At 56.5% G+C, this 21,815-nt stretch carries 20 protein-coding genes and 1 pseudogene; 7 read left to right on the plus strand and 14 right to left on the minus strand.

Translation table 11 applies throughout. The features are described from left to right. Positions 1-16: 16 nt before the first annotated feature. Positions 17-211 (plus strand): annotated as a pseudogene (locus Y71_RS05960) (type II toxin-antitoxin system RelE/ParE family toxin); the annotation flags it as partial. Between the two features lies 1 nt (position 212). Next, positions 213-497 (plus strand): NadS family protein, encoded by a 285-nt coding sequence (gene nadS / locus Y71_RS05965; RefSeq protein WP_007370595.1) that lies wholly within the window; start codon positions 213-215, stop codon positions 495-497. Positions 498-560: 63 nt separating this feature from the next. Here nadS and Y71_RS05970 read toward each other — a convergent pair whose 3' ends face one another. The 5 genes from Y71_RS05970 to cscK all read right to left on the minus strand — a co-directional run bounded on the left by Y71_RS05970 (position 561) and on the right by cscK (position 7,057). Further along, positions 561-1,571 carry a substrate-binding domain-containing protein gene (locus tag Y71_RS05970; RefSeq protein ID WP_007370596.1) on the minus strand — a complete coding sequence of 337 codons (1,011 nt, stop codon included), beginning with the start codon at positions 1,569-1,571 and terminating at the stop codon, positions 561-563. Positions 1,572-1,600: 29 nt separating this feature from the next. Beyond that, positions 1,601-3,010 carry a sucrose-6-phosphate hydrolase gene (locus Y71_RS05975; protein WP_007370597.1) on the minus strand — a complete coding sequence of 470 codons (1,410 nt, stop codon included), beginning with the start codon at positions 3,008-3,010 and terminating at the stop codon, positions 1,601-1,603. Continuing rightward, positions 3,010-4,380: a sucrose-specific PTS transporter subunit IIBC gene (locus Y71_RS05980; RefSeq protein ID WP_007370598.1), complete on the minus strand. Its 1,371-nt coding sequence runs from the start codon at positions 4,378-4,380 to the stop codon at positions 3,010-3,012. The genes Y71_RS05975 and Y71_RS05980 overlap by 1 nt, the downstream gene beginning before the upstream one ends. Positions 4,381-4,456: 76 nt before the next feature. Next, on the minus strand, positions 4,457-5,974 hold the full coding sequence (locus tag Y71_RS05985) for a carbohydrate porin (RefSeq protein ID WP_035890143.1): 1,518 nt from the start codon (positions 5,972-5,974) through the stop codon (positions 4,457-4,459). Positions 5,975-6,130: 156 nt separating this feature from the next. Continuing rightward, positions 6,131-7,057, minus strand: a complete 927-nt coding sequence (gene cscK / locus Y71_RS05990) for a fructokinase (protein WP_007370600.1) — start codon at positions 7,055-7,057, stop codon at positions 6,131-6,133. 127 nt (positions 7,058-7,184) lie between these two features. Between cscK and Y71_RS05995 the strand changes: the two genes are divergently transcribed. After that, positions 7,185-7,856, plus strand: coding sequence for an HAD family hydrolase (locus Y71_RS05995; protein WP_007370601.1), 672 nt, complete (start codon positions 7,185-7,187; stop codon positions 7,854-7,856). Here Y71_RS05995 and phnE (Y71_RS06000) read toward each other — a convergent pair. The 5 genes from phnE (Y71_RS06000) to Y71_RS06020 form a co-directional block, all read right to left on the minus strand. Continuing rightward, a complete protein-coding gene (phnE, locus tag Y71_RS06000) occupies positions 7,843-8,724 on the minus strand; it encodes a phosphonate ABC transporter, permease protein PhnE (RefSeq protein WP_007370602.1) in 882 nt (293 codons plus the stop codon). The two genes, Y71_RS05995 and phnE (Y71_RS06000), sit on opposite strands and share 14 nt — an antisense overlap. Then, on the minus strand, positions 8,721-9,593 hold the full coding sequence (phnE, locus tag Y71_RS06005; protein ID WP_007370603.1) for a phosphonate ABC transporter, permease protein PhnE: 873 nt from the start codon (positions 9,591-9,593) through the stop codon (positions 8,721-8,723). Before phnE (Y71_RS06005) ends, phnE (Y71_RS06000) begins: the two co-directional genes overlap by 4 nt. A 78-nt stretch (positions 9,594-9,671) precedes the next feature. Then, the gene (gene phnD / locus Y71_RS06010) at positions 9,672-10,613 is read right to left on the minus strand and encodes a phosphonate ABC transporter substrate-binding protein (protein ID WP_035890112.1); all 942 of its coding nucleotides are present in this window, start codon (positions 10,611-10,613) and stop codon (positions 9,672-9,674) included. 35 nt (positions 10,614-10,648) lie between these two features. Next, entirely contained in the window at positions 10,649-11,494 is an 846-nt protein-coding gene (gene phnC / locus Y71_RS06015) for a phosphonate ABC transporter ATP-binding protein (protein ID WP_007370605.1), read from the minus strand. Positions 11,495-11,649: 155 nt separating this feature from the next. Next, on the minus strand, positions 11,650-12,270 hold the full coding sequence (locus Y71_RS06020) for a hypothetical protein (protein WP_007370607.1): 621 nt from the start codon (positions 12,268-12,270) through the stop codon (positions 11,650-11,652). Between the two features lie 334 nt (positions 12,271-12,604). On the opposite strand from Y71_RS06020, the gene Y71_RS06025 reads away from it, so the two are divergent. The 3 genes from Y71_RS06025 to Y71_RS06035 all read left to right on the plus strand — a co-directional run bounded on the left by Y71_RS06025 (position 12,605) and on the right by Y71_RS06035 (position 16,610). Next, on the plus strand, positions 12,605-13,693 hold the full coding sequence (locus Y71_RS06025) for an ABC transporter substrate-binding protein (RefSeq protein ID WP_007370608.1): 1,089 nt from the start codon (positions 12,605-12,607) through the stop codon (positions 13,691-13,693). Positions 13,694-13,765: 72 nt separating this feature from the next. Beyond that, on the plus strand, positions 13,766-15,535 hold the full coding sequence (locus tag Y71_RS06030) for an ABC transporter permease (RefSeq protein ID WP_007370609.1): 1,770 nt from the start codon (positions 13,766-13,768) through the stop codon (positions 15,533-15,535). Further along, positions 15,528-16,610, plus strand: a complete 1,083-nt coding sequence (locus tag Y71_RS06035) for an ABC transporter ATP-binding protein (RefSeq protein WP_007370610.1) — start codon at positions 15,528-15,530, stop codon at positions 16,608-16,610. The genes Y71_RS06030 and Y71_RS06035 overlap by 8 nt, the downstream gene beginning before the upstream one ends. Here the strand turns inward: Y71_RS06035 and Y71_RS06040 are convergent. From Y71_RS06040 to Y71_RS06055, 4 genes are read right to left on the minus strand one after another with little or no spacing between them, the layout of a single operon-like run. Continuing rightward, positions 16,599-17,237, minus strand: coding sequence for a DUF1109 domain-containing protein (locus Y71_RS06040; RefSeq protein WP_007370611.1), 639 nt, complete (start codon positions 17,235-17,237; stop codon positions 16,599-16,601). The two genes, Y71_RS06035 and Y71_RS06040, sit on opposite strands and share 12 nt — an antisense overlap. After that, positions 17,224-17,775 (minus strand): sigma-70 family RNA polymerase sigma factor, encoded by a 552-nt coding sequence (locus Y71_RS06045; protein WP_007370612.1) that lies wholly within the window; start codon positions 17,773-17,775, stop codon positions 17,224-17,226. The genes Y71_RS06040 and Y71_RS06045 overlap by 14 nt, the downstream gene beginning before the upstream one ends. A 9-nt stretch (positions 17,776-17,784) precedes the next feature. Continuing rightward, complete coding sequence (locus Y71_RS06050) at positions 17,785-19,005, minus strand: protein-disulfide reductase DsbD family protein (RefSeq protein ID WP_007370613.1); 1,221 nt, start codon at positions 19,003-19,005, stop codon at positions 17,785-17,787. 34 nt (positions 19,006-19,039) lie between these two features. Next, positions 19,040-19,591, minus strand: coding sequence for a peroxiredoxin (locus tag Y71_RS06055; RefSeq protein WP_007370614.1), 552 nt, complete (start codon positions 19,589-19,591; stop codon positions 19,040-19,042). Positions 19,592-20,062: 471 nt separating this feature from the next. Between Y71_RS06055 and Y71_RS06060 the strand changes: the two genes are divergently transcribed. After that, a complete protein-coding gene (locus Y71_RS06060; protein ID WP_007370615.1) occupies positions 20,063-21,712 on the plus strand; it encodes an SgrR family transcriptional regulator in 1,650 nt (549 codons plus the stop codon). Positions 21,713-21,815: the final 103 nt, after the last annotated feature.

The raw sequence follows: 21,815 nt of genomic DNA on the forward strand, positions 1-21,815 counted from the left end.
CTTTATACCGAAAAGAGGTGAGCGGCGAAAAATCAGAATGGCTACGGGTTCGCTGGGGAAAAGCGGTAGCGCCAGAGTCATTTACTTTTTGGCGACCAAAGAGGTTATCTATTTGATTATGGCTTATCCGAAAAACATCAAAGATAACCTGACTGATGTGGAAAAGAGTGAATTGAAAAAACTGACGAAATTACTGAAAAATGAGGTGTGACATGCATTTTTTTGACGAACTAAAAGCCTCTCTGGAAGAGGCGGTAGACATCAAAAATGGGGTTAAAGCGTCGGCAAATGTCACCCGCTATGAAATAGTTGATGTAAAAGCGATTAGAGAGCAACTCAACGTTTCACAAAGTGAGATGGCGAAAGCGCTGGGAACCAGCGTTGATACCATTAAAAGTTGGGAATCCAAACGGCGTAACCCGACAGGCCTGGCAGCCAAGGTACTGGCAACAATTCAGGCAAATCCCGATTTCTTTCGTGAACTTGCCGCCCATTAAACAACAGCCCCATCGGGGCTTTTGTTCTGTTACCTGGCCAAATATCTGAATTCCGGGCCGTCATTACTGTGCATGACGCCAGCGCAATGTCGCTGGCAGTACGCGCTGCGGCATTGCCGGTTCGTTGCCTTCAATCATTTGGGTGATTATCTCGAAGCAATCCTGCGCCAGACGCGGCACGTTCTGCTCGACGGTGTCGATGTGCAGCGACAGCGAATCATACAGGTAATGATCGTCAAAGCTGGCGATATGGATGTCGCTCTCCAGCAAATGGTGCTGGCTCATATAGCGCAGCACCCCTTCGAGCAGCCCGCAGGCGGCGGTAAACAGCGCCTTCGGCGGGCGACCCAGCCTGGCGCACAGCGCGGCGAACATCTCGTAACCGCTGCTCGGGTGGTAGTTACCGTGAATAATCCACTCCGGGCGCGGCGTTACGCCCGCACGCTCCAGCCCCTGCATAAACCCGGCGAGCCGATCTTTGGTGGGAGAAAGCCGTGGCTGGCCGCCAAGAAAGTAGATTTCATCGGGGTTTGCCCGCGCCAGGCGTTCGACTAAATCCGCCGTCGGCGTCAGCGAATCGGTGATCACCAGCGGCAACTGAGTGTCATTGATGTGGCGGTCAAACAACACCACCGGCAACTGTTCGCTGAGCTTCACGTAGTCGCTGTCGCTCTGCATGCTGGAGGCGACAATCAGGCCATCCACCTGGCGCGCGATCAGGTTATTGACCACCACTGTCTCCTGGCTGGCATTTTCGTCGGTACAGGCGATCAGCAGTTGCAGACCGGCTTCGCGGCAGAGGTTTTCCAGCTCATGGGAAAAAACGGCAAAACCGTAGTTGGTGATTTCCGGCACCACCAGCCCCAGCGTGTGGCTGCGGTTTTCGCGCAGCAGACGGGCATAAATGCTCGGCTGGTAGTGATGCTGTTGGGCGATCGCCAGCACGCGGTCGCGCGTCTCCTGCGCCACGCGTAGCTCTTTGCCGCGGCCGTTAAGCACCAGGCTGGCAGTGGCTTTCGACACCCCTGCCAGCGCAGCGATATCACTGATGGTAACGCGTTTTGTTTTTCGCACGGTTTTGCATCGTTTAAGGAAACAAGCACTTATTCTACCATGCAAGAACGTAACGACCAGTAGTGGGCCTGTACTTCTGCGCCTCCGCGCAGGGTTAATTGCGCCGGATGCGTCGGGAAATAGCGGCTGCTCATCACCCCTTCGCCCTCGTTGATAAAGATCTCCACGCTTGAGCGATCGCAGAGGATCTGCAACTTCTGCGCGCTGCCGCGCCAGTAACGGTACAGCCACTCGCCGGTTTGCAGGCTGCGACGGGCCAGACGCAGTTCGTCGCCGCGCCATTCGAGAATGAGCGTATCGGCGAAATTCAGCGTTAACCCGCCCTCGCTTTCCAGCACCAGCTCAAGTTGCTCTGCCTCCAGCGCAGTCATCGCTTCTGCCGTACCGCGATAGCGCTGTTCTTCACCGCGCAGCGCCTGTAGCTCAGCAACCGGCTGCTGATAGAGCTTACCGTTATGTTCAGTCAGTTCACGCAGGCAGGTCATCTGGTGGATCCAGCCATTCGCCACGGTTGGCTGTAACATCTCTTCGCCATCCGGTACGCCCATCCAGCCGACCAGCAGGCGGCGGCCATCATCGGCGAGCGTGGTTTGCGGGGCGTAAAACTCAAACCCGGCATCCAGTTCGGTAAACTCACCGTGCTGATACTGCGCGCTGGCGTAATCCAGCGTACCGCTGAGATAGGCGCTCGGGTAGGTATTGAGGTAGCGTTTCTCCTCACGCGCTACGCCCTGCGGGCAGCAGATCAGAAAGGTGCGGTCGCCGAGGGTGAACATATCCGGGCACTCCCACATATAGCCCGCATCGCCCAGCCCGTTCAGGTCGCTACCGGCGATTTCACCGAGGTTTTGCCAGTTCCACAAATTCTCTGAGCGCAGCAGCAGCACCTTGCCCTGCAACTGTAAATCCTGCGCGCCCAGCACCATGTACCATTGCCCGTCGTGCCGCCACACTTTCGGGTCGCGCACATGGCCGGTGTAGCCGTGCGGCAACGGAATGGCCGGGCCGAGCTTGTCGAAACCGCCGTCGCTGTTTTGTACCGCCAGGCACTGCCACGCGGTGCGGGAACCATCGTCAAACTTCACGTTGCCGGTGTAGCACAGCGTCAGCACGCCATTGTTATCAATGGCGCTGCCGGAGTAGCACCCATTGCGGTCATACTCTTCGTCGGGCATCAGCGCGATCGGTTCATGCTGCCAGTGGACTAAATCCGCCGAACTCCAGTGCGCCCAGCATTTGTGCAGGTGCTGACACCCCAGCGCATTCCACTGGTAGAACAGATGATAACGCCCGGCGAACTGGATAAAACCGTTCGGATCGTTAAGCAGCCCGGTCACCGGCGCAAGATGCCAGGCGGGGTAGTGCGGGTCGGCCAGCGCTTTCGGCTGGCCTTTCATTACTGCCTGCAACATGGCAGGCAGCAGGGTTGTTGAAGCCATTATTCGGAGTCCGTTTTGTATTTCAGCAGGTAAGAGATAACAAACGCGGCGCTAAATGCAATCACCATCCCAATAACATAGTTGAGCAGCGAGCTGGCCTGCACAATCGCCATACCAGGGATGCCCGTCAGGCCGACCGCCGTCATATACACATGCACTGAAACCACCCACGCGCCGCCCGCAGCCCCGCCGATAAGCGCGGCGATAAAGGGTTTCACAAAGCGCAGGTTAATACCGAAAATCGCCGCCTCGGTGATGCCGAGCAGCGCCGAGAACGCCGAAGGCAGGGTAATGGCTTTGATCTTCGCATCTTTCGTTTTAAACCATACCGCCAGACAGGCACCGCCCTGCGCGACGTTAGCCATCGCCCAGATCGGCAGCAGGAAGTTGACGCCGATAGATGGATTGCCCAGCAGCCCGGCTTCAATCGCGTGAAAACTGTGATGCACGCCGGTAATCACAATCACCGAATAGAGCCCGCCGAACAGCATACCGGCCAGCCAGCCTGCATGGCTAATCAATGTGCTGAGGACAAAAGAGATGCCGTCGCCCAGTGCGCGCCCCGCCGGGCCGATAACCAGCATGGCGATAAAACCAGAGATAATCACCGTCAGGAACGGCGTCAGGATCAGATCCAGCGCATCCGGGATCACCCGGCGCAGTTGCTTCTCCAGCAGGCTCATAAACCACACGGCCAGCAGTACCGGGAAAACGGTCCCCTGGTAGCCGATCATCGCCACTTCGATACCGAAAAAGTTCATGGTATGGAAGCCCGCCGCCACGCCCCAGGCGTTGGTCAGCGCCGGGTGCGTCAGAATGCCGCCCAGTGTCGCGCCAAGATAGGGGTTACCGCCAAACTCGCGGGCGGCGGTAAAGCCAATCAGGATTGGCAGAATGATAAACGCCGCCGAGCTGAACATGTCGAGCATGATGTACAGAGCGTTGTCCGGGTTCACCCAGCCGTAGGTTTTCACCATTCCCAGCAGCCCCATCAGCAAGCCGGAGGCAACGATCGCCGGGATAATTGGCACGAAAATGTTCGACAGCAGGCGGGCAATACGCTGGAACGGATTGAGCTTGCGCGCGGCGATATCGGCGGCTTCTGACTTGCTCGATTCGTTGATTCCGGCCTCGGCGATAAACGCGGCGTAGACTTTATTCACCACACCAGTGCCGAAAATAATCTGCAACTGCCCGGCGTTACGAAAACAGCCTTTCACGCCGTCAATTTTGCCGATCGCCGCGGTATCGGCTTTCGCGTCTTCCACCAGCACTAAGCGCAGGCGCGTGGCGCAGTGCGCGGCGCTGGCGATATTATCCTTACCGCCCAGCGGCAGCAGCAGCGCGCGGGCAATTTGTGCAAAATCCATAACAACCTCTGTCTTCTCGTTATTGTGGTGTTAACCCGGTTGAGACGACCCCCGCACCCCGCAGGGGCCGAACTCATTAGAACCAGGTCTCCATTTGGACGCCGAAGTTCCACTCGCCGCCGGATTTAAAGCCGTTGCTGCCAAAGGCATCATCGCTGGCGTACTTATCCAGACGGTGATCCCAGTCCATCCAGGTGGCGAACAGGCGGATTTCCGGGCGTTTGAGGAATTCGCCGACGTCGCTGGCTTTCAGCGTCGGGGCGACGGTCAGTTTATAGAAGCTACCGCTCACTGCGTTACGGCTGTTGTAGCCTTCCGGGCGCAGATCCATGTACTGGTAGCTGCCTTCGTACTGCATTTCGAAGTTTTCGGTGATCCCCTGAATCAGGCGCAAGTTGGCGGTCGCCCACTGGTAACTGTCGCCTTTGACGTAGCGATCTTTACTGCTTTGCGCCAGTACGGCCGGTGCAATATGCCAGCCGCCGCCCAGCGGTGTGATGCCGTAGCTGGCGAGGCGCCAGGTGTTCGCTTCCGGCAGCAGCGCGCCGTCGGAACCGATTGATTTCACCTCTGCGCCCAGCCCGTGGCCGTAGAGCAGGGCGGTTTTCGCCGAGCCTTCCCGCAGCCCATAGAAGCTGTCGTTATGCAGGCCGAGCAGCGCATGTACACCGGTATTCGCGGCGTCGCCCTTCACTTTATTGCCGTCGAGATCGACACGATCGTCGTTATCTTTGGCGCGCATGCCACTGACCATCAGTTGCAGCGGGCCGTAGAAGTTGTTCAGCGACAGAATATAGTTCTGCGCCGTGTTTTCACTGTTCTCAATGTCGCCGAAGGTGCGGCCGTAAATTGACAGGTTGCTGTGTGTGTCATCATTCCACTTCATGTCGTAGATCCCTGCGCCGGTCCCGGCGAGGAACACCACATCGGAGTCGATCCAGTGGATATCAAAGTTATCGCGGTCAAAACGTTTACCGGCCCAGACGGTGGAGTCTTTAAATGCGCCGGTGAAGCTCGGTAGATGGCCGATTTCGGTAAACGCCTGGCGCAGGTTGAGATCGCTGCTGGAGGCTGTCCAGTCGTTATAGGTTTTTTGCCCGTCGGCCAGCATTACCTTAAAGCGCGTGGTTGCGCCGTTTGCCAGCGTCTGTTTATGTTCGAGGTTCATCTCGACATAGGTATCCGGTTCGTTACCCAGGCGACCGACATGACCACCGGTTTCACCTGCCGGGGTCACCGTTGGTCCGCCCTGCGTTTTAGCAGCGGAGTTGTTCATCAGCAGGCCGGAGCGGGCGTAGCCGTGGAACTCAAACCCGCCTTCATCGGTGGCTTTTTGCTCCAGTTTGGCAGTGCGCTGCTCAACCTGGCTGGTCGTGGTTTGCGTCTGCTGCTGCGCGGTTGCCAGTTGCTGCGCCTGTTTTTCCGCCGCTTTGGCGCGGGTTTCTGCGGCATTTGCGCGTTGTTCTGCCGCCTGTAAACGCTGTTCCAGCGCGGCAAGACGAGCTTCTATACTGCTCATGCTGGGATCGGCTGCCAGTGCAGCGCCAGAGCTGAATATCAAACCAAGGGTTACAGCAAGCGTGCTTTTTTTCATCATTTTGCATCCCTAAGGAAGAGCTATCATCACAGGATTGTTTTTTTGCTAAACCGGTTTAGGTGATGAATCATACGCACGGCTAATTTCATCACGCAATCAAATTTGCTAAACCGGTTTAGTGATTGTGAGACGGCTCGCAAAACGAAGCGGCACTCAGACGGGTTGTTCTTCCAGTTGATGACGATAGGGCAAGGCGGTCATCGCGCCTTTCGCCGTGGTGGCGAGTGCTCCGCAGCGCTGCGCGGTGGCAAGACGTTCGCCAAGTTGCGCCTGGGTATCCGGTAGCCCGTGCTGCGCCAGCTCCCACAGTAATCCGGCAACAAACGCATCTCCCGCGCCGGTGGTATCGACGCTGATAACCGGCTGTGTCGGCCAGGCGCTGAGCGCGCCGCGCAGGCAGGCTTTGACGCCTGCTTTACCCTGCGTCACCAGCAACAGCGGGATGGCGAAGCGTTCGGCCAATTGCTGCATGCTGGCGTCGATATCCGCCTGGCCACTAAAAAAGGCCAGCTCTTCTTCCGAGAGTTTTACCACGTCCGCCAGCGTGAAGGCCTGGCTCAGGGCATCGTGCAACTGCTGCGGATCGGCCCACAGATCGTGGCGGATATTCGGGTCGAAGCTAACAAATCCCCCGGCCTCACGGATGCGCGTCATCGCCGTAAACGTGGTGCTGCGCGACGGTTCAGCAGAGAGCGCAATCGAGCAGCAGTGCAACCATTCGCCGCGCTGAAAGGGGGGTAAATCATCCACAGCGAGAAACAGATCGGCGCCCGGTCGTACCATAAAGGTAAATGAGCGCTCACCCCCTTCATCGAGCGCGACTATCACCGTGGAGGTGCGCTGCGCCGGATCGGCAGACATAAACGCGGTATTCACCTGTTCGGCGTCGAGGGTTTGACGCATAAAATGACCAAAAGGATCGTCACCGACGCGGCCGATAAAACCGCTGTTTCCCTGCAAACGCGCAATACCGACCGCCACATTCGCTGGTGCGCCGCCGGGACACTGCAACAAGCACCCTGCGCCTTCCGGCAGTAAATCGACCACGGCGTCGCCCAGACACCAGACTCGTGCTGACATAACTCTCTCCCGCTTTAAAATAATCGCTAAAACTTAACTAAACCGGTTTAGCAAATCAACTGCATCGTTAAGTTGTCATCTTTTTTTGCTAAGGTGCAGGGCGGGTTTCCTTACTCTGGACGCAACAATGCCGCAACCGCTGTACGTTTTCGATCTCGATAACACCTTGATTTCTGGTGACAGTAGCACGCTATGGAGCCGCTACCTGGTGCGTGAAGGTTTTGCCGATGGCGCGGAATATTTGCACCATGAAGAGCGGATGATGCAGGATTACGCGCGTGGCGAAATGAATCTGCACGAGTATGTGGCGCTGACCATGTCGCCGCTGCGCGATTTCCCGGTGGCGCTGGTGGATAGCATGGTGGCGCGGTGTGTGGAAACGGAGATTGTGCCGCGCATCTACCCGCAGGCGCTGGCGTTAATCAGGGAATTGCAGGCCAGCAACCAGGCGATGCTGATTATCTCCGCGTCGGTCAGTTTACTGGTGAAGGCGATTGCGCCAGTGCTGGGCATTGAGCACGCGATTGGCGTGGAGGTGAAAACCGATAATGGGCGCTACACGGGGGTCATCGACGGTACGCCGAGCTATCAGCAGGGCAAAATTACCTGCCTGGAAAACTTCCTTGTTCATCACCCGCAGCATCGTGGGGAGGTGACGTTTTACACCGACTCGATTAACGATTTGCCGCTCTGCGAATACGCCAACCACGTGTTTATGGTGAATCCCTGCCCGCAACTGGCGGCGCAAGGAGAACTGCGCCGCTGGCCGCAACTTAACTGGCAGCTTACTCTGGCTTAAACAGCGGCACCGGTTTACCGATAATATAGCGTCGGCGCAGCCAGGCCGATGCCATATCCATCAGCATCACCACCGCGACCAGAATCACAGTGATAAACATCACCACATCCCAGTTCCATAGCCGCATGTTTTCGGCATAAATCAGACCGATACCGCCCGCGCCGACAAACCCCAGCACCGCCGCCGAACGGGTGTTGGACTCGATCTGATAAAGGCTCAGCGCGAGGAAGGTCGGGAATGACTGGGTAAAGGTGCTGAAACGGTGCTTTTGCAGGCCGCTCGCGCCGACAGCCGTCATACCGCGTCCCGGCGAACGATCCACCGCTTCATGGCTTTCCGCATACAGACGGCCAAGCAGACCGGTATCCTGCATGATGATTGCCAGTACCCCGGCCAGCGGCCCGAGACCAACGGCACGCACAAAAATCAGCCCCCAGATCGCCATATCGATGCCGCGCAGAATATCGAACAGGCGACGCATACAAAACGCCACCGCACCGAGAAACCCGCCGCGCATGATGTTGCGTGCGGCAAGGAATGAGAGCAGTAACGCCAGCATGGTGGCGGTGAGCGTACCGGCGAAAACAATCGCCAGCGTGATGCCAATCTGCGAGAAATAGTAGCCAAATGGCCAGTTGAGGAAATCGTGCCAGACAAACATGCGCAGCAGATAGCGGCCAATCTGCTGCATGCCGTTAAGTGCCTGATCGAGCGGAATGCCGAACTGCATAAAAAACCACAGATAATAGAGCGCAGCGGCCAGCGCGATCAGGCCGAGACGGCGCAGATAGCGCCCCTGCGCCTTGAACAAATCACTGTGCAGTTTCCGGCTTAAGGTCACATTCGGTACGGCTTGCCAGCTTGTCATTTTGTCCCCTCCAGCACCCACTGACGCAAACGGCCAGAGAGGGTATCGAGCGCCGAAACCACAATGATGATCAGCAGCAGTGTAATGCTGACCTGATCGTAGCGGTCGAGTTTGATATTGGTCATCAGCTCCTGGCCGATGCCGCCTGCGCCAACCAGACCGAGAATGGTGGAGGAGCGGAAGTTAATCTCCAGGCGCATAAAACCGTAGGAGAGAAAAATCGGTTTGACCTGCGGCCACAGCGCGAAGCGGATGCGTTGCAGATGCGTGGCGCCGCAGGCGGCCAGCCCGCGTACCGGGCGATCCTGCGTGCTTTCCACCGCTTCATAAAACATTTTGGTCAGGCTGCCGACGGTGTGCAGCGCTAGCGCGAGGAAACCGGGAATCGCGCCAATGCCAAATGCCATCACGAAAATGACCGCCCACGCCAGCTCCGGCATGGTGCGCAAAAACGCCACCAGCGCGCGAATGGCAAAACGTACCGGCGGTGGCGACCAGGTGTTGCCCGCTGCCAGAAAAGCCAGCACGCCAGCGATGACAAAAGAGAATAGCGTTGAGGCCAGCGCCAGTTGCAGAGTCTCCCAAATCAGCGGTAACTGAATCGGCAGGCGATAACCCCAATACGCCAGCGAGCCTTTGGTGTGGCTGTCGGCAAAAAGCACAGACCAGTGCAGCGTCGGCACGGTTTCCAGCATGTAATCGAGGAAGTTGGGCAGTGAGTGCCAGATGGTAAAAATATTAAATTCGGCGGCGTTCCCGGCGGCAAACCAGAGCGCCAGCAGTAGTAACGACCAGGCCACAGTGTCGCGCTTCTGGCGCGCTCTGACCTGCTGGTAATAGTGCTCAAACTGCGTATTCGACGTGTTCATGCGTTGCAATAGCGTCCTGTATGACAATCGAATAAAAGCCCCTGGTGCGACGCAGGGGCTTATTTCATGGCGTGCCGATTAACGTGCAGTCACCAGCTCGCGTTTCATCTCGATAATCTGTTTGAAATCGTCCACGCTGCCCGGGCCGATATGCTGCGTGCCGCCCATCGCTTTCACGAAGCAGGCGTGATTATCGGTATCCAGTTTCTTCACGGCGGTAATGACTTTGGCTTTGAAATCCGCCGGCAGGCTGTTGCTCACCAGAATCGGGCCGTTCGGGATCAGCGTCGATTCCCAGATGATGCGGATCTCTTTCATCAGATTCGGGTGATCCATGCGGATCAGGCGGTTAAAGGCGCCCGTGCTGTAGCCGGTATTATAATCGCCAACCATTGACGTCCAGGTGACCGCGCCCGCGAACTGGCCGTTCAGCACGCCGAGGATGTCCTGCTCATGACCGCCAGAGAAGGTAACGCTGGAGAAGTAGTTGTTGTATTTGTTGTCGGCATTGCCGCCGAACTTCTGTTTGAACGCGTAGTTCGGGATCAGGTAGCCGGAGGTGGAATCCGGGTCCGCAAAGCCGAACGCTTTGCCTTTCAGATCTTCCAGCTTTTTGTACGGGCTGTCGGCTTTCACGATCACCACGGAGTGGTAACCGCGCGATTGATCTTTATCGTCAACGGCGATGCCCACGATATCGACCGCTTTCGGGTTGTTGATATACACCGAGGCGTAAGAGGAAGGCGACATGCTCAGTACCACGTCAACTTTCCCGCCCAGCAGCCCCTGGATCACACCGGAGTAGTCAGAGGAGTTGCGCAGTTTGGTATCGACGTTCAGCTCTTTATCGAGAAACTCTTTCACACACTGGTTATCGCCGATTTGCTGGGTCGCGTTCTGCCCGCCCAGAATCCCCAGATTCAATTCCTTCGGCTGCTCAGCGGCAGAGGCCTGCCATGCCAGCAGAAGACCTGTCATCAATGCAGATAAACGTAATGCGCCAGAAATAGGGTTTTTCATTGTCATTGCCTGTGTTGTCTCATTGGAAGGAATAATTAATGCAATTGGCTGATTTCATCGCCGTACAGCACGTGCAGAACATCCTGTGTCAGCCGGGAAGGGTGGTCATCGAAAATAATGCATCCCTGCGCCACGCCGATAACCCGCGTGCAGTACTCTTTCACCAGCTCAACAGAGTGCAGGTTGACCATCACGCTGATGCCCTGCTGGCTCACTTCGCGCAGCACGTCCATGATGCGCTGGGTATTTTTCGGATCCAGCGAAGCGACAGGTTCGTCCGCCAGTAATAACGAGGGGTTCTGGATCAGCGCCCGGCAAATCGCCACGCGCTGCATCTGCCCGCCGGAGAGCGTCTCTGCACGCTGTAACGCATGCGGCAGCATGTTCAGCCATTCGAGCAGGGCGATGGCTTTCGCGCGGTCTTCGTCGGTGAAAACTTTAAACAGCGATTTTAGCGTTGATGTCTGGCTCAGACGCCCAAGCAACACGTTGGTCAGCACATCCAGGCGCGGAACGAGGCAGAAGTCCTGGAAAATCATGCCGCACTGGCTGCGCCACTGATTGAGCGCACGGCCTTTCAGACGTGAGACATCACGCGGCTCGCCTTCATCATCGGTGTAACTTAAGATCTCGCCAGCGCTGGCGCTGTGCGTGCCATTCAGTACATGTAAAAGCGTTGATTTACCCGCGCCGGAACGGCCAATCACGCCGACCATCTCGCCGCTGTGCAGATCGAAACTGATATCGTCCAGCACGGTCTGATGCTCGTTATATGATTTGCGCAAGTTCCTGACGCTCAGCACCTTTTGTTTCGGCACGGTGTTTAATTGATGCAGAGGCGAATAGGGGTGTTCAGAAAGTTCTGCCAACGCGCTGTTCATAAGTCTTCCGGTTTTTGTCATTCAACTGGCGACCATTAACGGCACAACAGATGATCGTTTTATGACGAACAGGCGAACAAATAATGAACGCGAAGGTTTCGCTTAAGGTTGGGCAGGCCACCGCAGGCTGCGGTGGCGGGTAGCTGAGGCGATGTTTATATCATGCGGATAATCAGACACGCTGCGCCCCAGGCGCCTTCTACCCCTTCGTCATGAATTTCCGAAGTGACCTGGTAAACGTGATAACGGTCAGCGATCTGTTTCCGTACGTAGTCTTCCACGCGCGCAAATTTCTGCGACACCTTCTCCGCACCGCTAAGCAACTCACCGTCGGCGGCGGAGTAGTAATAGGCGAAGGCGCCAAATTTAATGGAAGAGGTTTCGCGGCTGATTTTCAGCACTGAGGTAATACGCTCGATATCGTGATACCAGGTGGAGGGGCCGCCGGGCTGGTTTTTCACTTCAATAACGGCGCGCGGCTGGGATTTTCCCCACCACAGCAGAATATCAAAGCGCCCATTCAGCCGCGCTTTAAGAGGTTTGGGGCCAGGCGCGATAGCCTGCGCATGTTCCATCGAACTGCTGCCATTACTCTCGATGGTAACGAATTTCGCCCCTTCCATTTCGCTCAACTCTTTGGCGATATAGGTGGTCAGCATGTACTCCGCGGCTGTCCACACCCAGTATCCACCTGACATTTTCCGGTAATCTTCATGCGCTTTCTCAATCCCGGAAATGATTGCGCCGCTGATAACGTCCGTTGCCACTGCTGCCATTGCGTTGTGATCTCCTGAAAGTTTGCGATCAGCATACGCTTGTATCGGTATATCGATGGGGCGATATAAGACACTAAACGGGGTATTTTTACGTTATTTCACACGACGTTATTTTCTTCTTTCTGGCTATTTTTCGGCACGAGAAGGCGGACAGAGCATGATATTAAGCGGATATTTACGGTTTTTTTTGCCTGCTATTTTCCGCGCGGAAACAGCATATATTTAAATCACGTCACCGTCACAAAAGTCAGAAAAAACAAGCAACTTTATTGCATCGGTTGGCGCACGGTCTATATGTTAATTTTGTGTTTCAAAAACAATACCAGGGGGTTGTATGGAAGGGAAGATTGCAACGCTGGCCGCCGTTCTGGCCACCGTATTTGCTGGCTCTGCGCTGGCGGCGGTGCCTGCGGGCTATCCGGCGGAGTATCAGAAAATCGTCGATGCCGGGACGAAAGAGGGCAAAGTCGTTATCTATTCGACAACGGATACCAAAGCTGCAGGCCCGCTGATTAAAGGCTTTGAGGAGCAATATCCGGGAATTAAAGTCGAATATAACGATATGAACAGCACCGAGCTGTATAACCGCTATCTCAGCGAGCAGGCCTCCGGCAGCGGCAGCGGCGATGTGGTCTGGAGTTCATCGATGGATACCGCGCTGAAGCTGGCGACGGATTATGCCGCCGAATATGCTTCACCAGAAAAAGAGAAATTACCGAAGTGGGCGGTGTGGCAGCAAAAAGCCTATGGCACCACCTATGAACCGGTGGTGTTTATTTATAATAAACGGCTGATCCCCGCAGGCGATGTTCCCGATTCTCACAGCGCGCTGGCGAAATTAATCGCCGCGCAGAGCGATAAATTCAAAAATAAAGTCACCACCTACGATATTGAAAAGTCCGGCCTCGGTTTTATGCTCGCCGTGCAGGACAGCAAAAGCGACAAAGACTATTTCGCGCATCTGGGGGATATCGCCAAAGGCGGCCTGACGGTGCAATCCTCTACCGGCACCATGATGGAGCGTGTCTCGTCGGGTGAAAACCTGATCGGTTACAACATCCTTGGCTCGTATGCCGAAGCGCGCATTAAAGGGGATAAATCGCTGGGCATCTCTTACCCGAAAGATTATGTGCTGGTGCTGTCGCGCGTGTCGTTTATCAGTGCGGAAGCGGAACACAGCAACGCGGCGAAACTGTGGTTTGACTATGTGCTGTCGGAAAAAGGGCAGAGCATTCTCGCCAACCAGGCGGATATTCCTTCTCTGCGCCAGGATATTGAAGGCAAAAACGATATTGATGGCATGACCAAACTGCTGGGGCAGGCGCTGAAGCCGATCCCGGTGGATGAATCACTGCTGGAATATCTGGAGCCGAAAAAACGTCTGGAATTTATTAAGCAGTGGCGCGAAGCCGCCGCCAAATAACCTCCATCACCGTTGTGCATCGCTGTGATGCACAACGTTTTGTTGGCATGACAGAGCGTAAAGGGATGATTTATGAATATCGTGCGCAGAAAATGGCAGGGGTTGCCGCGTGGCGTAACCGTATTAATTACCGCACTGGTTATTTATATCCCGCTGTTATTTATTGTGGTGCAGAGCTTCCTTTCCGCACCCTTTTTCGCCCGCAGCAAAGAGTTCAGTCTTGAATCCTTTGCCTTTATTTTTACCGATCCTGATTTTTATCTGGCGCTGAAATCCGGCTTCATTCTGGCTTTCGGGCTGGTGATTATTGCGATTCCACTCGGTGGTATTCTCGCCTTTCTGATGGTACGCACTGATTTGCCGGGCCGCCGTTTTATCGAACCGTTGATTCTGGTGCCAATTTTCGTCTCGCCGATGGTACTCGGCTTTGGCTATGTGGTTGCCGCCGGGCCAGTGGGCTTTTTCTCGCGCTGGGCGGAGGAGCTTATCGGTTTTGTGCCGTGGAACATCTACTCGATGTTCAGCATTGTGGTGATTGCCGGTTTAACCCATGTGCCGCACGCTTATCTCTATATTTCGTCAGCATTACGCAGCGTCGGTTCGGATGTTGAAGAGGCGGCGCGTACCGTCGGCGCATCGCCACTTCAGGTGATGACTGCCGTCAGCCTGCCGATGGTTCGCCCCTCGATTCTGTATGCCTGCGTGCTGCTCTTTTTCCTCGGTCTGGAAGTGTTCGGCCTGATGCTGGTGCTCGGCGATCCCGAAGGCAACATGGTGCTGGCAACATATCTGTATAAGTTGACCAATAAACTGGGTACGCCGTCGTACCACCTGATGGCGGCGGTGGCCGTGGTGCTGATTTGCATCACCATTCCGCTGGTGATGTTGCAGCGCAGGTTGATGCGCACCGCCAACCGTTTCGTCACCATGAAGGGCAAAGCCTCGCAGGCGCGCGCGCTGCCGCTCGGCAAATGGCGCTGGGTGGCAGGAATGGTGGTGGTGGCGTGGCTCACCGTGACCATCGGCGTGCCATTGATAGGCGTGGTGCTGCGGGCGTTTATTGCCAACTGGGGCGTCGGCGTTTCGTTGTGGGACGAGTTTTCGCTCTCCACGTTTCGCAGTATCTGGCAGCAGCCGAACCTGCTGCGCGCCATCGTCAACTCAATGGCTATTGGCGTGATTGGCGGCGTGCTGGCGGTGGTCTGCTATCTGTTCGTCGGCATTGCGATGCACCGCAAGCAGGATAATGTCACGCGCTTTCTCGACTATAGCGTGCTGGTGCCGCGCGCTGTGCCTGGGCTGCTGGCGGGGCTGGCGTTCTTATGGGTGTTCCTTTTCCTGCCGATGTGGCTGGATCAGTCGCTGAAAAACGGCTGGCTCTCGGGGCTGCCGGTGGCGCAGTGGCTGCGCGACAACCTGATCGTCTGGCTGCGTTCGTTGCGTACCACCATCTTCAGCGTCTGGCTGGCTTATACCGTGGTGTGGATGGCGTACGGTCTGCGCTTGATCTCCTCCACGCTGTTGCAGGTCGGGCCGGAGCTGGAAGAGGCGGCGCGCAGCACTGGTGCGTCGCGCGGGCAGGTAACCCGTCACGTTACGGTGCCGCTGTCGCGCTACGGTTTGATCGGCTCCTGGCTGTTGATGTTCCTGATTTTTGAGCGTGAATACTCAACCGGCGTTTACCTGCTTTCTCCCGGAACGGAAACCATCGGCTCGATGCTGGTGTCGCTGTGGGCGGCGGGCGCGATCGATATCGTTGCTGCCCTGTCGTTTATCAATATTCTGCTGGTGGTCATCGGTCTTGGCGTGGCCCTGCGCTTTGGAGTGAAATTACATGATTGAGCTGGCTGTAGATAATCTGCATCTGACCTATGGCGACAATCCGGTACTGAAAGGCGTCTCCATGCAACTGAAACGGGGCGAAGTTGTTTCGCTGCTTGGCCCTTCCGGAAGCGGTAAAACCACGCTGCTGCGCGCCGTCGCCGGGCTGGAAAAACCGAGCCAGGGGCGCATCACCATTGGCAGCAATGTGGTGTACGACGGCAATCCGCGCAGTGAAGTGCCCGCCGAGGAGCGCAATCTGGGGCTGGTGTTCCAGTCTTACGCCTTGTGGCCGCATAAAACGGTATTCGAGAATGTGGCGTATCCGCTGAAACTGCGTAAAGTGGCGTCGGCGGAGATCGCTCAGCGGGTGCAAACGGTGCTGGATCAACTCGGGCTGGGAACGCTGGGCAAACGCCACCCGCATCAACTCTCCGGCGGCCAGCAGCAGCGCGTGGCGATTGGCCGGGCGCTGGTCTATAACCCGCCGGTTATTTTGCTGGATGAGCCGCTGTCAAACCTCGATGCCAAGCTGCGTGAAGAGGCGCGGGTATTCCTGCGCGAGCTGATCGTCAAACTCGGTTTATCGGCGCTGATGGTAACGCACGATCAGAATGAAGCGATGGCGATTTCGGATCGCATCCTGCTGCTGAACAATGGCGTTATCGAACAGCAGGGCACACCGCAGGAGATGTACAGCACGCCCTCAACGCTGTTTACCGCTGAATTTATGGGCAGCAATAACCGCCTGCATGGCAACATTACCGAGGTGGTGAACGGCAAGGCGCGTATTGAAGGTGCGCGCTGGGCGCTGTGGGGCGTGGCCGGGCCGGGCGTCGAGGTGGGCCAACCAGCGACGGCAGTGATCCGCGTGGAAAGCCTGCGGTTAAGCGATCAACCGCAGGACAACTCGCTGGAGCTGCCGATGCTTACCAGCATGTATCTTGGCGACCGCTGGGAATATCTGTTCCGCACGCAGGGGGATGATTTTGTGCTGCGCGTTTACGGTACTCAGCCGCGCAGCGAGCAGAATTACCGCCTGGTGCTGCCCGCCGAACAGCTATGGATCTTCCCGAAAAGCGGTTCACCAGGGTAACGCCACCCAGCGGTAACCCAGCGCAATGGTGCCGGCGATAATGGTGAAAATGGCGGCGAAATGCATTAACAGATCCGGCGCGCTGAGGTGCGCCGGATGGCAAAACGCCAGCAACGTCAGCGCCATACAGGCCACGCCCGCGCCCGCCACTGCCAGGCTCCGCGCCGGGAACAGCGATCGGGTGCGGTGCAGATAACCAATCACAATCGCCATCATTGGCGCGCTGACCACCAGCATAAACAGATAGCAATTCGGCCCTTCAACGCTGGTAGCAGAAGCCTGCGAGTAGTGCAGGTGCAGATTACTCAGCGTGCTGGCGAACCAGATGCTAAACAGCGGCGCAAACCACTTCCAGCCAAGCGGCTGCTGCCCGGCAATGCTCAGCAAAAAAGCATTACGAATCGCCAGCGTTCCGGCAACAAAGGTCAACAGCAACTGCACGATAACCCACGCCGCGCCGCTCTGCGACCAGTCGGTCAGGGTTCTGTTCAGCAATAAGCTGGCGGCAATACCGCACGGTAACGCCGTCGCCAGCCAGGCCATCACGCGCAAGCCAGGTTGCCAGGGGCGTTTTACCGGCGCGATGGAGCGGCTTAACTTCTCAATTAACAGGTCATGATCGGCCATGATGTGCTCCCAACCGACGAAGATTATTCAGGGCGCGATGCAGCAATGACTTCACGGCGGAGACCGTCAGGTTATTGTGCGTCGCGGTTTCCGCAAGGCTCATCTCCCGCAGATGAACATGCTCAATCACCTGCCGCTGGCGGTCCGGTAACTGATTCAGCAGCGCCGACAGCTCTTCCGGCGCCTGCGATGGCTCGCTGCTGGCAATCAGCAGTGATGCGTCCTCGCTTTCCACTTCCCGCTGCCAGTGGCGACCGCGTTTGCGCAGTGCATCGACGGTGCGGGCATGAGCAATCGCCATCAGCCACGGCAGGAAAGGGGCGCTGGGATCGTAGGTATGACGCACCCGGTGCACGGTGAGCAGCACATCCTGAATCACATCATCCACCAGCACCTCGTCGGCAATCTGCCTGCGGGCAAGCGTGCGGATAACGGGCACCAGCGCTTTCAGCAGCCGCGTGTAAGCCTGCTGGTCGCCTGCCTGCGCAAGCGCCATCAGGCGTGGCCATTCGTCACGCGCTGCCTCACTTTTTTGCATAATCCGCCTTTAGGTTTTTTTCCCGCTCGCCTGATTCAGCGCATTCACCACGATCGAGGGCGTCAGCACTTGCGGCAGGATCTTCGGCGCGCTGCCGTCTGCAGGGTAGACCACATAGAGCGGCAGGCTACCCTGGCCCAGGTCGTTGAGCGCGTCATCAATATCCGCGTTAAATTTCGTGGAGTCGGCCACCATATAGAGTGTACCTGTCTGCGCCAGCGCGGTTTTCACTGCCTGAGTGGAGAGCGATGTACGCTCATTAACCTGGCAGGTGATGCACCACGAGGCGGTGAAATTGACAAAGATGGCTTTGCCATGCCCGCGATTCTCCGCCACCGTTTGCGGTGACCATTTCACCTCGGCAATGTGCGCTGCGGGCAGCGCGCTACCGCTTTTCACCACCGACGGTAGCGGCACAATGGCGGCAAGCAGCAGCACGGCGGTAGTCGCGAACAACACTTTATGACCGCGTCCGGCAAAGCGGCGTTGTTGCGCCATACCGTACAGCCAGGCGGCAAAACTCACCACCACAGATGCAGCAAGAATCGCCGCCAGCGCCGTGGTGCCCGCCTGCTGCGCCAGAACCCACACCAGCCAGCCGAAAGCGCCGAACATCGGAAACGCCAGCCCGCGTTTGAGCGTATTCATCCATGCGCCGGGGCGCGGCAGCCATTTACCGAGCGACGGAAACAGCGAAATCAGGCTGAACGGCGCGGCAAACCCGAGCGCCAGCGCGAAAAATACCGCCAGCGCAACGGCGGGCGGCTGCACTAACGCATAACCAATCGCGCCCGCCATAAACGGCGCAGCGCAAGGGGTTGCGACAATGATCGCCAGTGCGCCGGTCAGCGCCGCGCGGATAAATGCGCCGCGTTCAACCTCAATCTCTCCGGCGCGTTGCAGGCTGAGGCCCACCTCAAACACGCCGAGCAAATTGAGCGCCGCGCCGAGGATCACCAGCGCCAGAAAGGCGATCACCAGCGGCGACTGGAGCTGAAACCCCCAGCCGACCGCTGTGCCGCCCGCACGTAATGCAAGCAGAACCCCGGCCAGTATCATCATCGTCACCACGGTGCCGAGCAGAAAACCGAAACCTTCCTGACGGGTTTGCGTCGGTCCCCCGACGTGACGGATTAGGCCCAGCGCTTTCAGCGAGATAATCGGAAAGACGCAGGGCATAAAGTTGAGAATAATGCCGCCTGCGAAGGCGGCGAGCATAGCGGTCAACATAGCGATTCTCTGCAAGTTGGAGGGTTACTGCGCGTCAGGAATGCGCACTGGCGTACTGTTTCACCGCTTCCATTGTTTTCTGAATATGCGTTTCCGGATTTCTGTCAGTGTAGCTCAGCAGGATCTTGCCATCCGGGGCGATGACAAACGAGGTGCGATCGGAAAGGGTTTTGCCATTCATCTGCATCAGCGTGTCGTAGCGGGCGGCCACTTTGGCTCCCGGATCGGCGGTGACGGTGAATTTATCGCGGCACTCCAGCTTCGAGAACTCATCCACTTGATCGGTATTCCCGGCGGTGACGCCAATCACCGTGGCGCCGAGCTTTTTGAAATCGTCAGTGGCTTCGGCAAAGGCATGCGCTTCAATGGTACAGCCTTTACTAAACGCCGCCGGGAAGAAGTAGAGTACCACCGGCCCTTTTTTCAGCGCCTGCTGTAAGGAGAAGGTCAGCGGTTTCCCGGCCAGCGCACCTTGCAGTTGAAAATCCGGTGCCTGTGCTCCGGCGGGCAGGGCGGCCTGGGCATTGGCGATGTTGAGCAGGGCAGCGGCAGTAAGGCTAAGCACGAGTTTTTTTATCGGGGTCATGTTGCGCTCCATAAGGGTGAAGAACGTTAACGCTCATAGATAGTTCGCCGCTACAGAGGGAAAAGTTTCGCCGGGCAGAAAATTTTCTCCGCACTTGCTCACTTGTTGTGCTGTAGCCTGGTTTCATTTATTCATTGAGTGTATTTCACGACTGCTAAATATAAGTAAGGAATTTATGATGTGATAATTCCTAATCAATTAACCGGCAAAAAAGAAAAACGCTATGCTGTCAGTAATACCGCTCGTTAAGGTGTTTCGCTCGCGTTGGAATCCTTTTCTTGCACTAAAAGTTATTTTTAAAAAATTCTTCTAATTCATTATTTTAACTATTAGGAATAATTAACATGGCAATTATTCATTGCTTTAATTGAGAATAGTCTTAATGTGTGAAAAATAGGCTATAATTAAAATTGTTTCTTTTCAGAAGCACTGATTCCCTCTGGTTGTGTCGCGTCATTATGGTAAAAGTCAATGATTTTTAATTCCGCCGCCAAAAAAAGTGGTTTGCTTCGTCGATATAACCGTCTGCTTAATAAGTACAGCACTTATCCTAACGAATTATCACTGGCGCAGATTGCTGAAACCCTGGCCTGCACGTCACGTTATGCGCGCTCGCTACTGAATGAGATGCAGGAAGAGGGCTGGCTTGCCTGGAGTTCCCGGCCGGGACGCGGCGCGCTGGGCGTTTTGCAGTGCCGGATGACAACGGCGGCGATGGAAACCTTGATCGCCGGAGAGTATCCGGCGTCGGAGACGAAAAACGCCCCTGCGACGGTTGGAACGCAGGCTTCTGAAGATGGTTACCGTTACGTCATCTCTTTTTATCGCCCGCTGCTGACGCCGGTTCCTTCAGTGCATGTCGACAGGGCAGGACGTCATGTTTTGCAGATGGTGCACGATGGATTAATGCGCCACCTGCCAGAACAGCTCGAGCCGGTTCCCGGTCTGGCGCATACGGTACGCGTCAGTGACGATGGGTTGTGCTGGCGTTTTATGCTGCGGCGCGGGCTGGTGTGGCATAACGGCGAACCGGTTGCACCGGAACAACTGCTGGCTGCACTGCAACGCTATGTCGGCGGGCCGGGTCTGCCGCATGTGGTGTCGGCAACGCTGCGCGGTCATGTATTAACGCTGACGCTGCGCCAGCCGGATATCATGCTGCCCTGGCGGCTGGCTAACCCGGTTTATGCTTTGCCACACCCTGAGAATGGCTCGATCGGGCTGGGGCCGTTTCGCGTCAGTGAGCACACCAATACCCGGCTGGTTCTCTCGCGCGCCGCCAACTGGTACGGCGAAACACCGCAGGCCGCGGAAGTGACGTTCAATACACCGCTGAACAGCCTGCCGCTGCCGTTCGAAGTACATCTGGATACTCCCCGCTCGCTGCTGACGCCGGACGCCGTGACCTGCAAGCAGAGCGCCGATGCCTTTTACTATCTTTTCTTTAATATGCTGCGTGCCCGGTTGAGCCCGGAGCAGCAGAAGACGATCCGCGTTCTCACGCGATCGATTAGCGCGGCCTTTATCAAGAATGAGAAGAATGCCGCCCCGCTGCCGGAGTGGATGCGGGAAGAAGAGGAGAGTTACGTCGAAACGACGCTCCCTGCCACCCTTAATCTGATCTATTTTCGTTCGCCGAAAATGACGAAGCTGGTCGGTGCGCTGGAGAAGAGCCTGAGCTATCGCGGGTGTCGGCTCAACGTGACGCCGGTGAACGTCACCCATTGGCTGCTGCAGGATAATATCTGGGAAGAGCAGGATATCTGCTTCGCGTTTATGCGCTTTGGTCACTACCCGGAGTTTTCAATGGAAGAGCGCTTTCGTCACAGCGTGATTTGGCGCTGGTTCTGGGGAACGGAACAGTGGCAGCGCGCAACCAGCACGCTGGATAAGATCAATGCCGGGGCTGCGACAGCGTATCAGCAGCGCATTCAGCGCCTGCTGCGTTTTATGATTCACCGTGGTTTGATAGTGCCCCAGTTCCTGCAACGCTACCGGCTGATGGCGCCGACTTCAATTCAGGGGATTTGCTGCTACTCACAGTGCTGGCCGGATTTTACTCGCCTGTGGACCGACGAACCTGATACAGAGGAAGATGTTGTCGCAGATGCGCTGCGCTAGTGTTATATCTCAATGAATAGCTTTCTTGTGGTTTTTAAATTCGGTTATTTGGCGGGAGATCGCTGCTCAGCGATACTTTCCGCTACTGTTTTGCGGCTGTAAT

It is taken from the genome of Kosakonia radicincitans DSM 16656 (assembly GCF_000280495.2).
GTDB lineage: Bacteria > Pseudomonadota > Gammaproteobacteria > Enterobacterales > Enterobacteriaceae > Kosakonia > Kosakonia radicincitans.

What these genes read in the sequence shown, in the direction of transcription:
- phnC (WP_007370605.1), bottom strand. Translation starts at nt 11,494, where the DNA reads ATGAACAGCGCGTTGGCAGAACTTTCTGAACACCCCTATTCGCCTCTG.
- phnD (WP_035890112.1), bottom strand. Translation starts at nt 10,613, where the DNA reads ATGAAAAACCCTATTTCTGGCGCATTACGTTTATCTGCATTGATGACA.
- Y71_RS06040 (WP_007370611.1), bottom strand. Translation starts at nt 17,237, where the DNA reads ATGGCCGATCATGACCTGTTAATTGAGAAGTTAAGCCGCTCCATCGCG.
- Y71_RS05985 (WP_035890143.1), bottom strand. Translation starts at nt 5,974, where the DNA reads ATGAAAAAAAGCACGCTTGCTGTAACCCTTGGTTTGATATTCAGCTCT.
- phnE (WP_007370602.1), bottom strand. Translation starts at nt 8,724, where the DNA reads ATGACAAGCTGGCAAGCCGTACCGAATGTGACCTTAAGCCGGAAACTG.
- Y71_RS06045 (WP_007370612.1), bottom strand. Translation starts at nt 17,775, where the DNA reads ATGCAAAAAAGTGAGGCAGCGCGTGACGAATGGCCACGCCTGATGGCG.
- Y71_RS06025 (WP_007370608.1), top strand. Translation starts at nt 12,605, where the DNA reads ATGGAAGGGAAGATTGCAACGCTGGCCGCCGTTCTGGCCACCGTATTT.
- Y71_RS06030 (WP_007370609.1), top strand. Translation starts at nt 13,766, where the DNA reads ATGAATATCGTGCGCAGAAAATGGCAGGGGTTGCCGCGTGGCGTAACC.
- Y71_RS05980 (WP_007370598.1), bottom strand. Translation starts at nt 4,380, where the DNA reads ATGGATTTTGCACAAATTGCCCGCGCGCTGCTGCTGCCGCTGGGCGGT.
- Y71_RS06060 (WP_007370615.1), top strand. Translation starts at nt 20,063, where the DNA reads ATGATTTTTAATTCCGCCGCCAAAAAAAGTGGTTTGCTTCGTCGATAT.
- cscK (WP_007370600.1), bottom strand. Translation starts at nt 7,057, where the DNA reads ATGTCAGCACGAGTCTGGTGTCTGGGCGACGCCGTGGTCGATTTACTG.
- Y71_RS06035 (WP_007370610.1), top strand. Translation starts at nt 15,528, where the DNA reads ATGATTGAGCTGGCTGTAGATAATCTGCATCTGACCTATGGCGACAAT.
- Y71_RS06050 (WP_007370613.1), bottom strand. Translation starts at nt 19,005, where the DNA reads ATGTTGACCGCTATGCTCGCCGCCTTCGCAGGCGGCATTATTCTCAAC.
- Y71_RS05975 (WP_007370597.1), bottom strand. Translation starts at nt 3,010, where the DNA reads ATGGCTTCAACAACCCTGCTGCCTGCCATGTTGCAGGCAGTAATGAAA.
- Y71_RS05995 (WP_007370601.1), top strand. Translation starts at nt 7,185, where the DNA reads ATGCCGCAACCGCTGTACGTTTTCGATCTCGATAACACCTTGATTTCT.
- nadS (WP_007370595.1), top strand. Translation starts at nt 213, where the DNA reads ATGCATTTTTTTGACGAACTAAAAGCCTCTCTGGAAGAGGCGGTAGAC.
- Y71_RS06055 (WP_007370614.1), bottom strand. Translation starts at nt 19,591, where the DNA reads ATGACCCCGATAAAAAAACTCGTGCTTAGCCTTACTGCCGCTGCCCTG.
- Y71_RS06020 (WP_007370607.1), bottom strand. Translation starts at nt 12,270, where the DNA reads ATGGCAGCAGTGGCAACGGACGTTATCAGCGGCGCAATCATTTCCGGG.
- phnE (WP_007370603.1), bottom strand. Translation starts at nt 9,593, where the DNA reads ATGAACACGTCGAATACGCAGTTTGAGCACTATTACCAGCAGGTCAGA.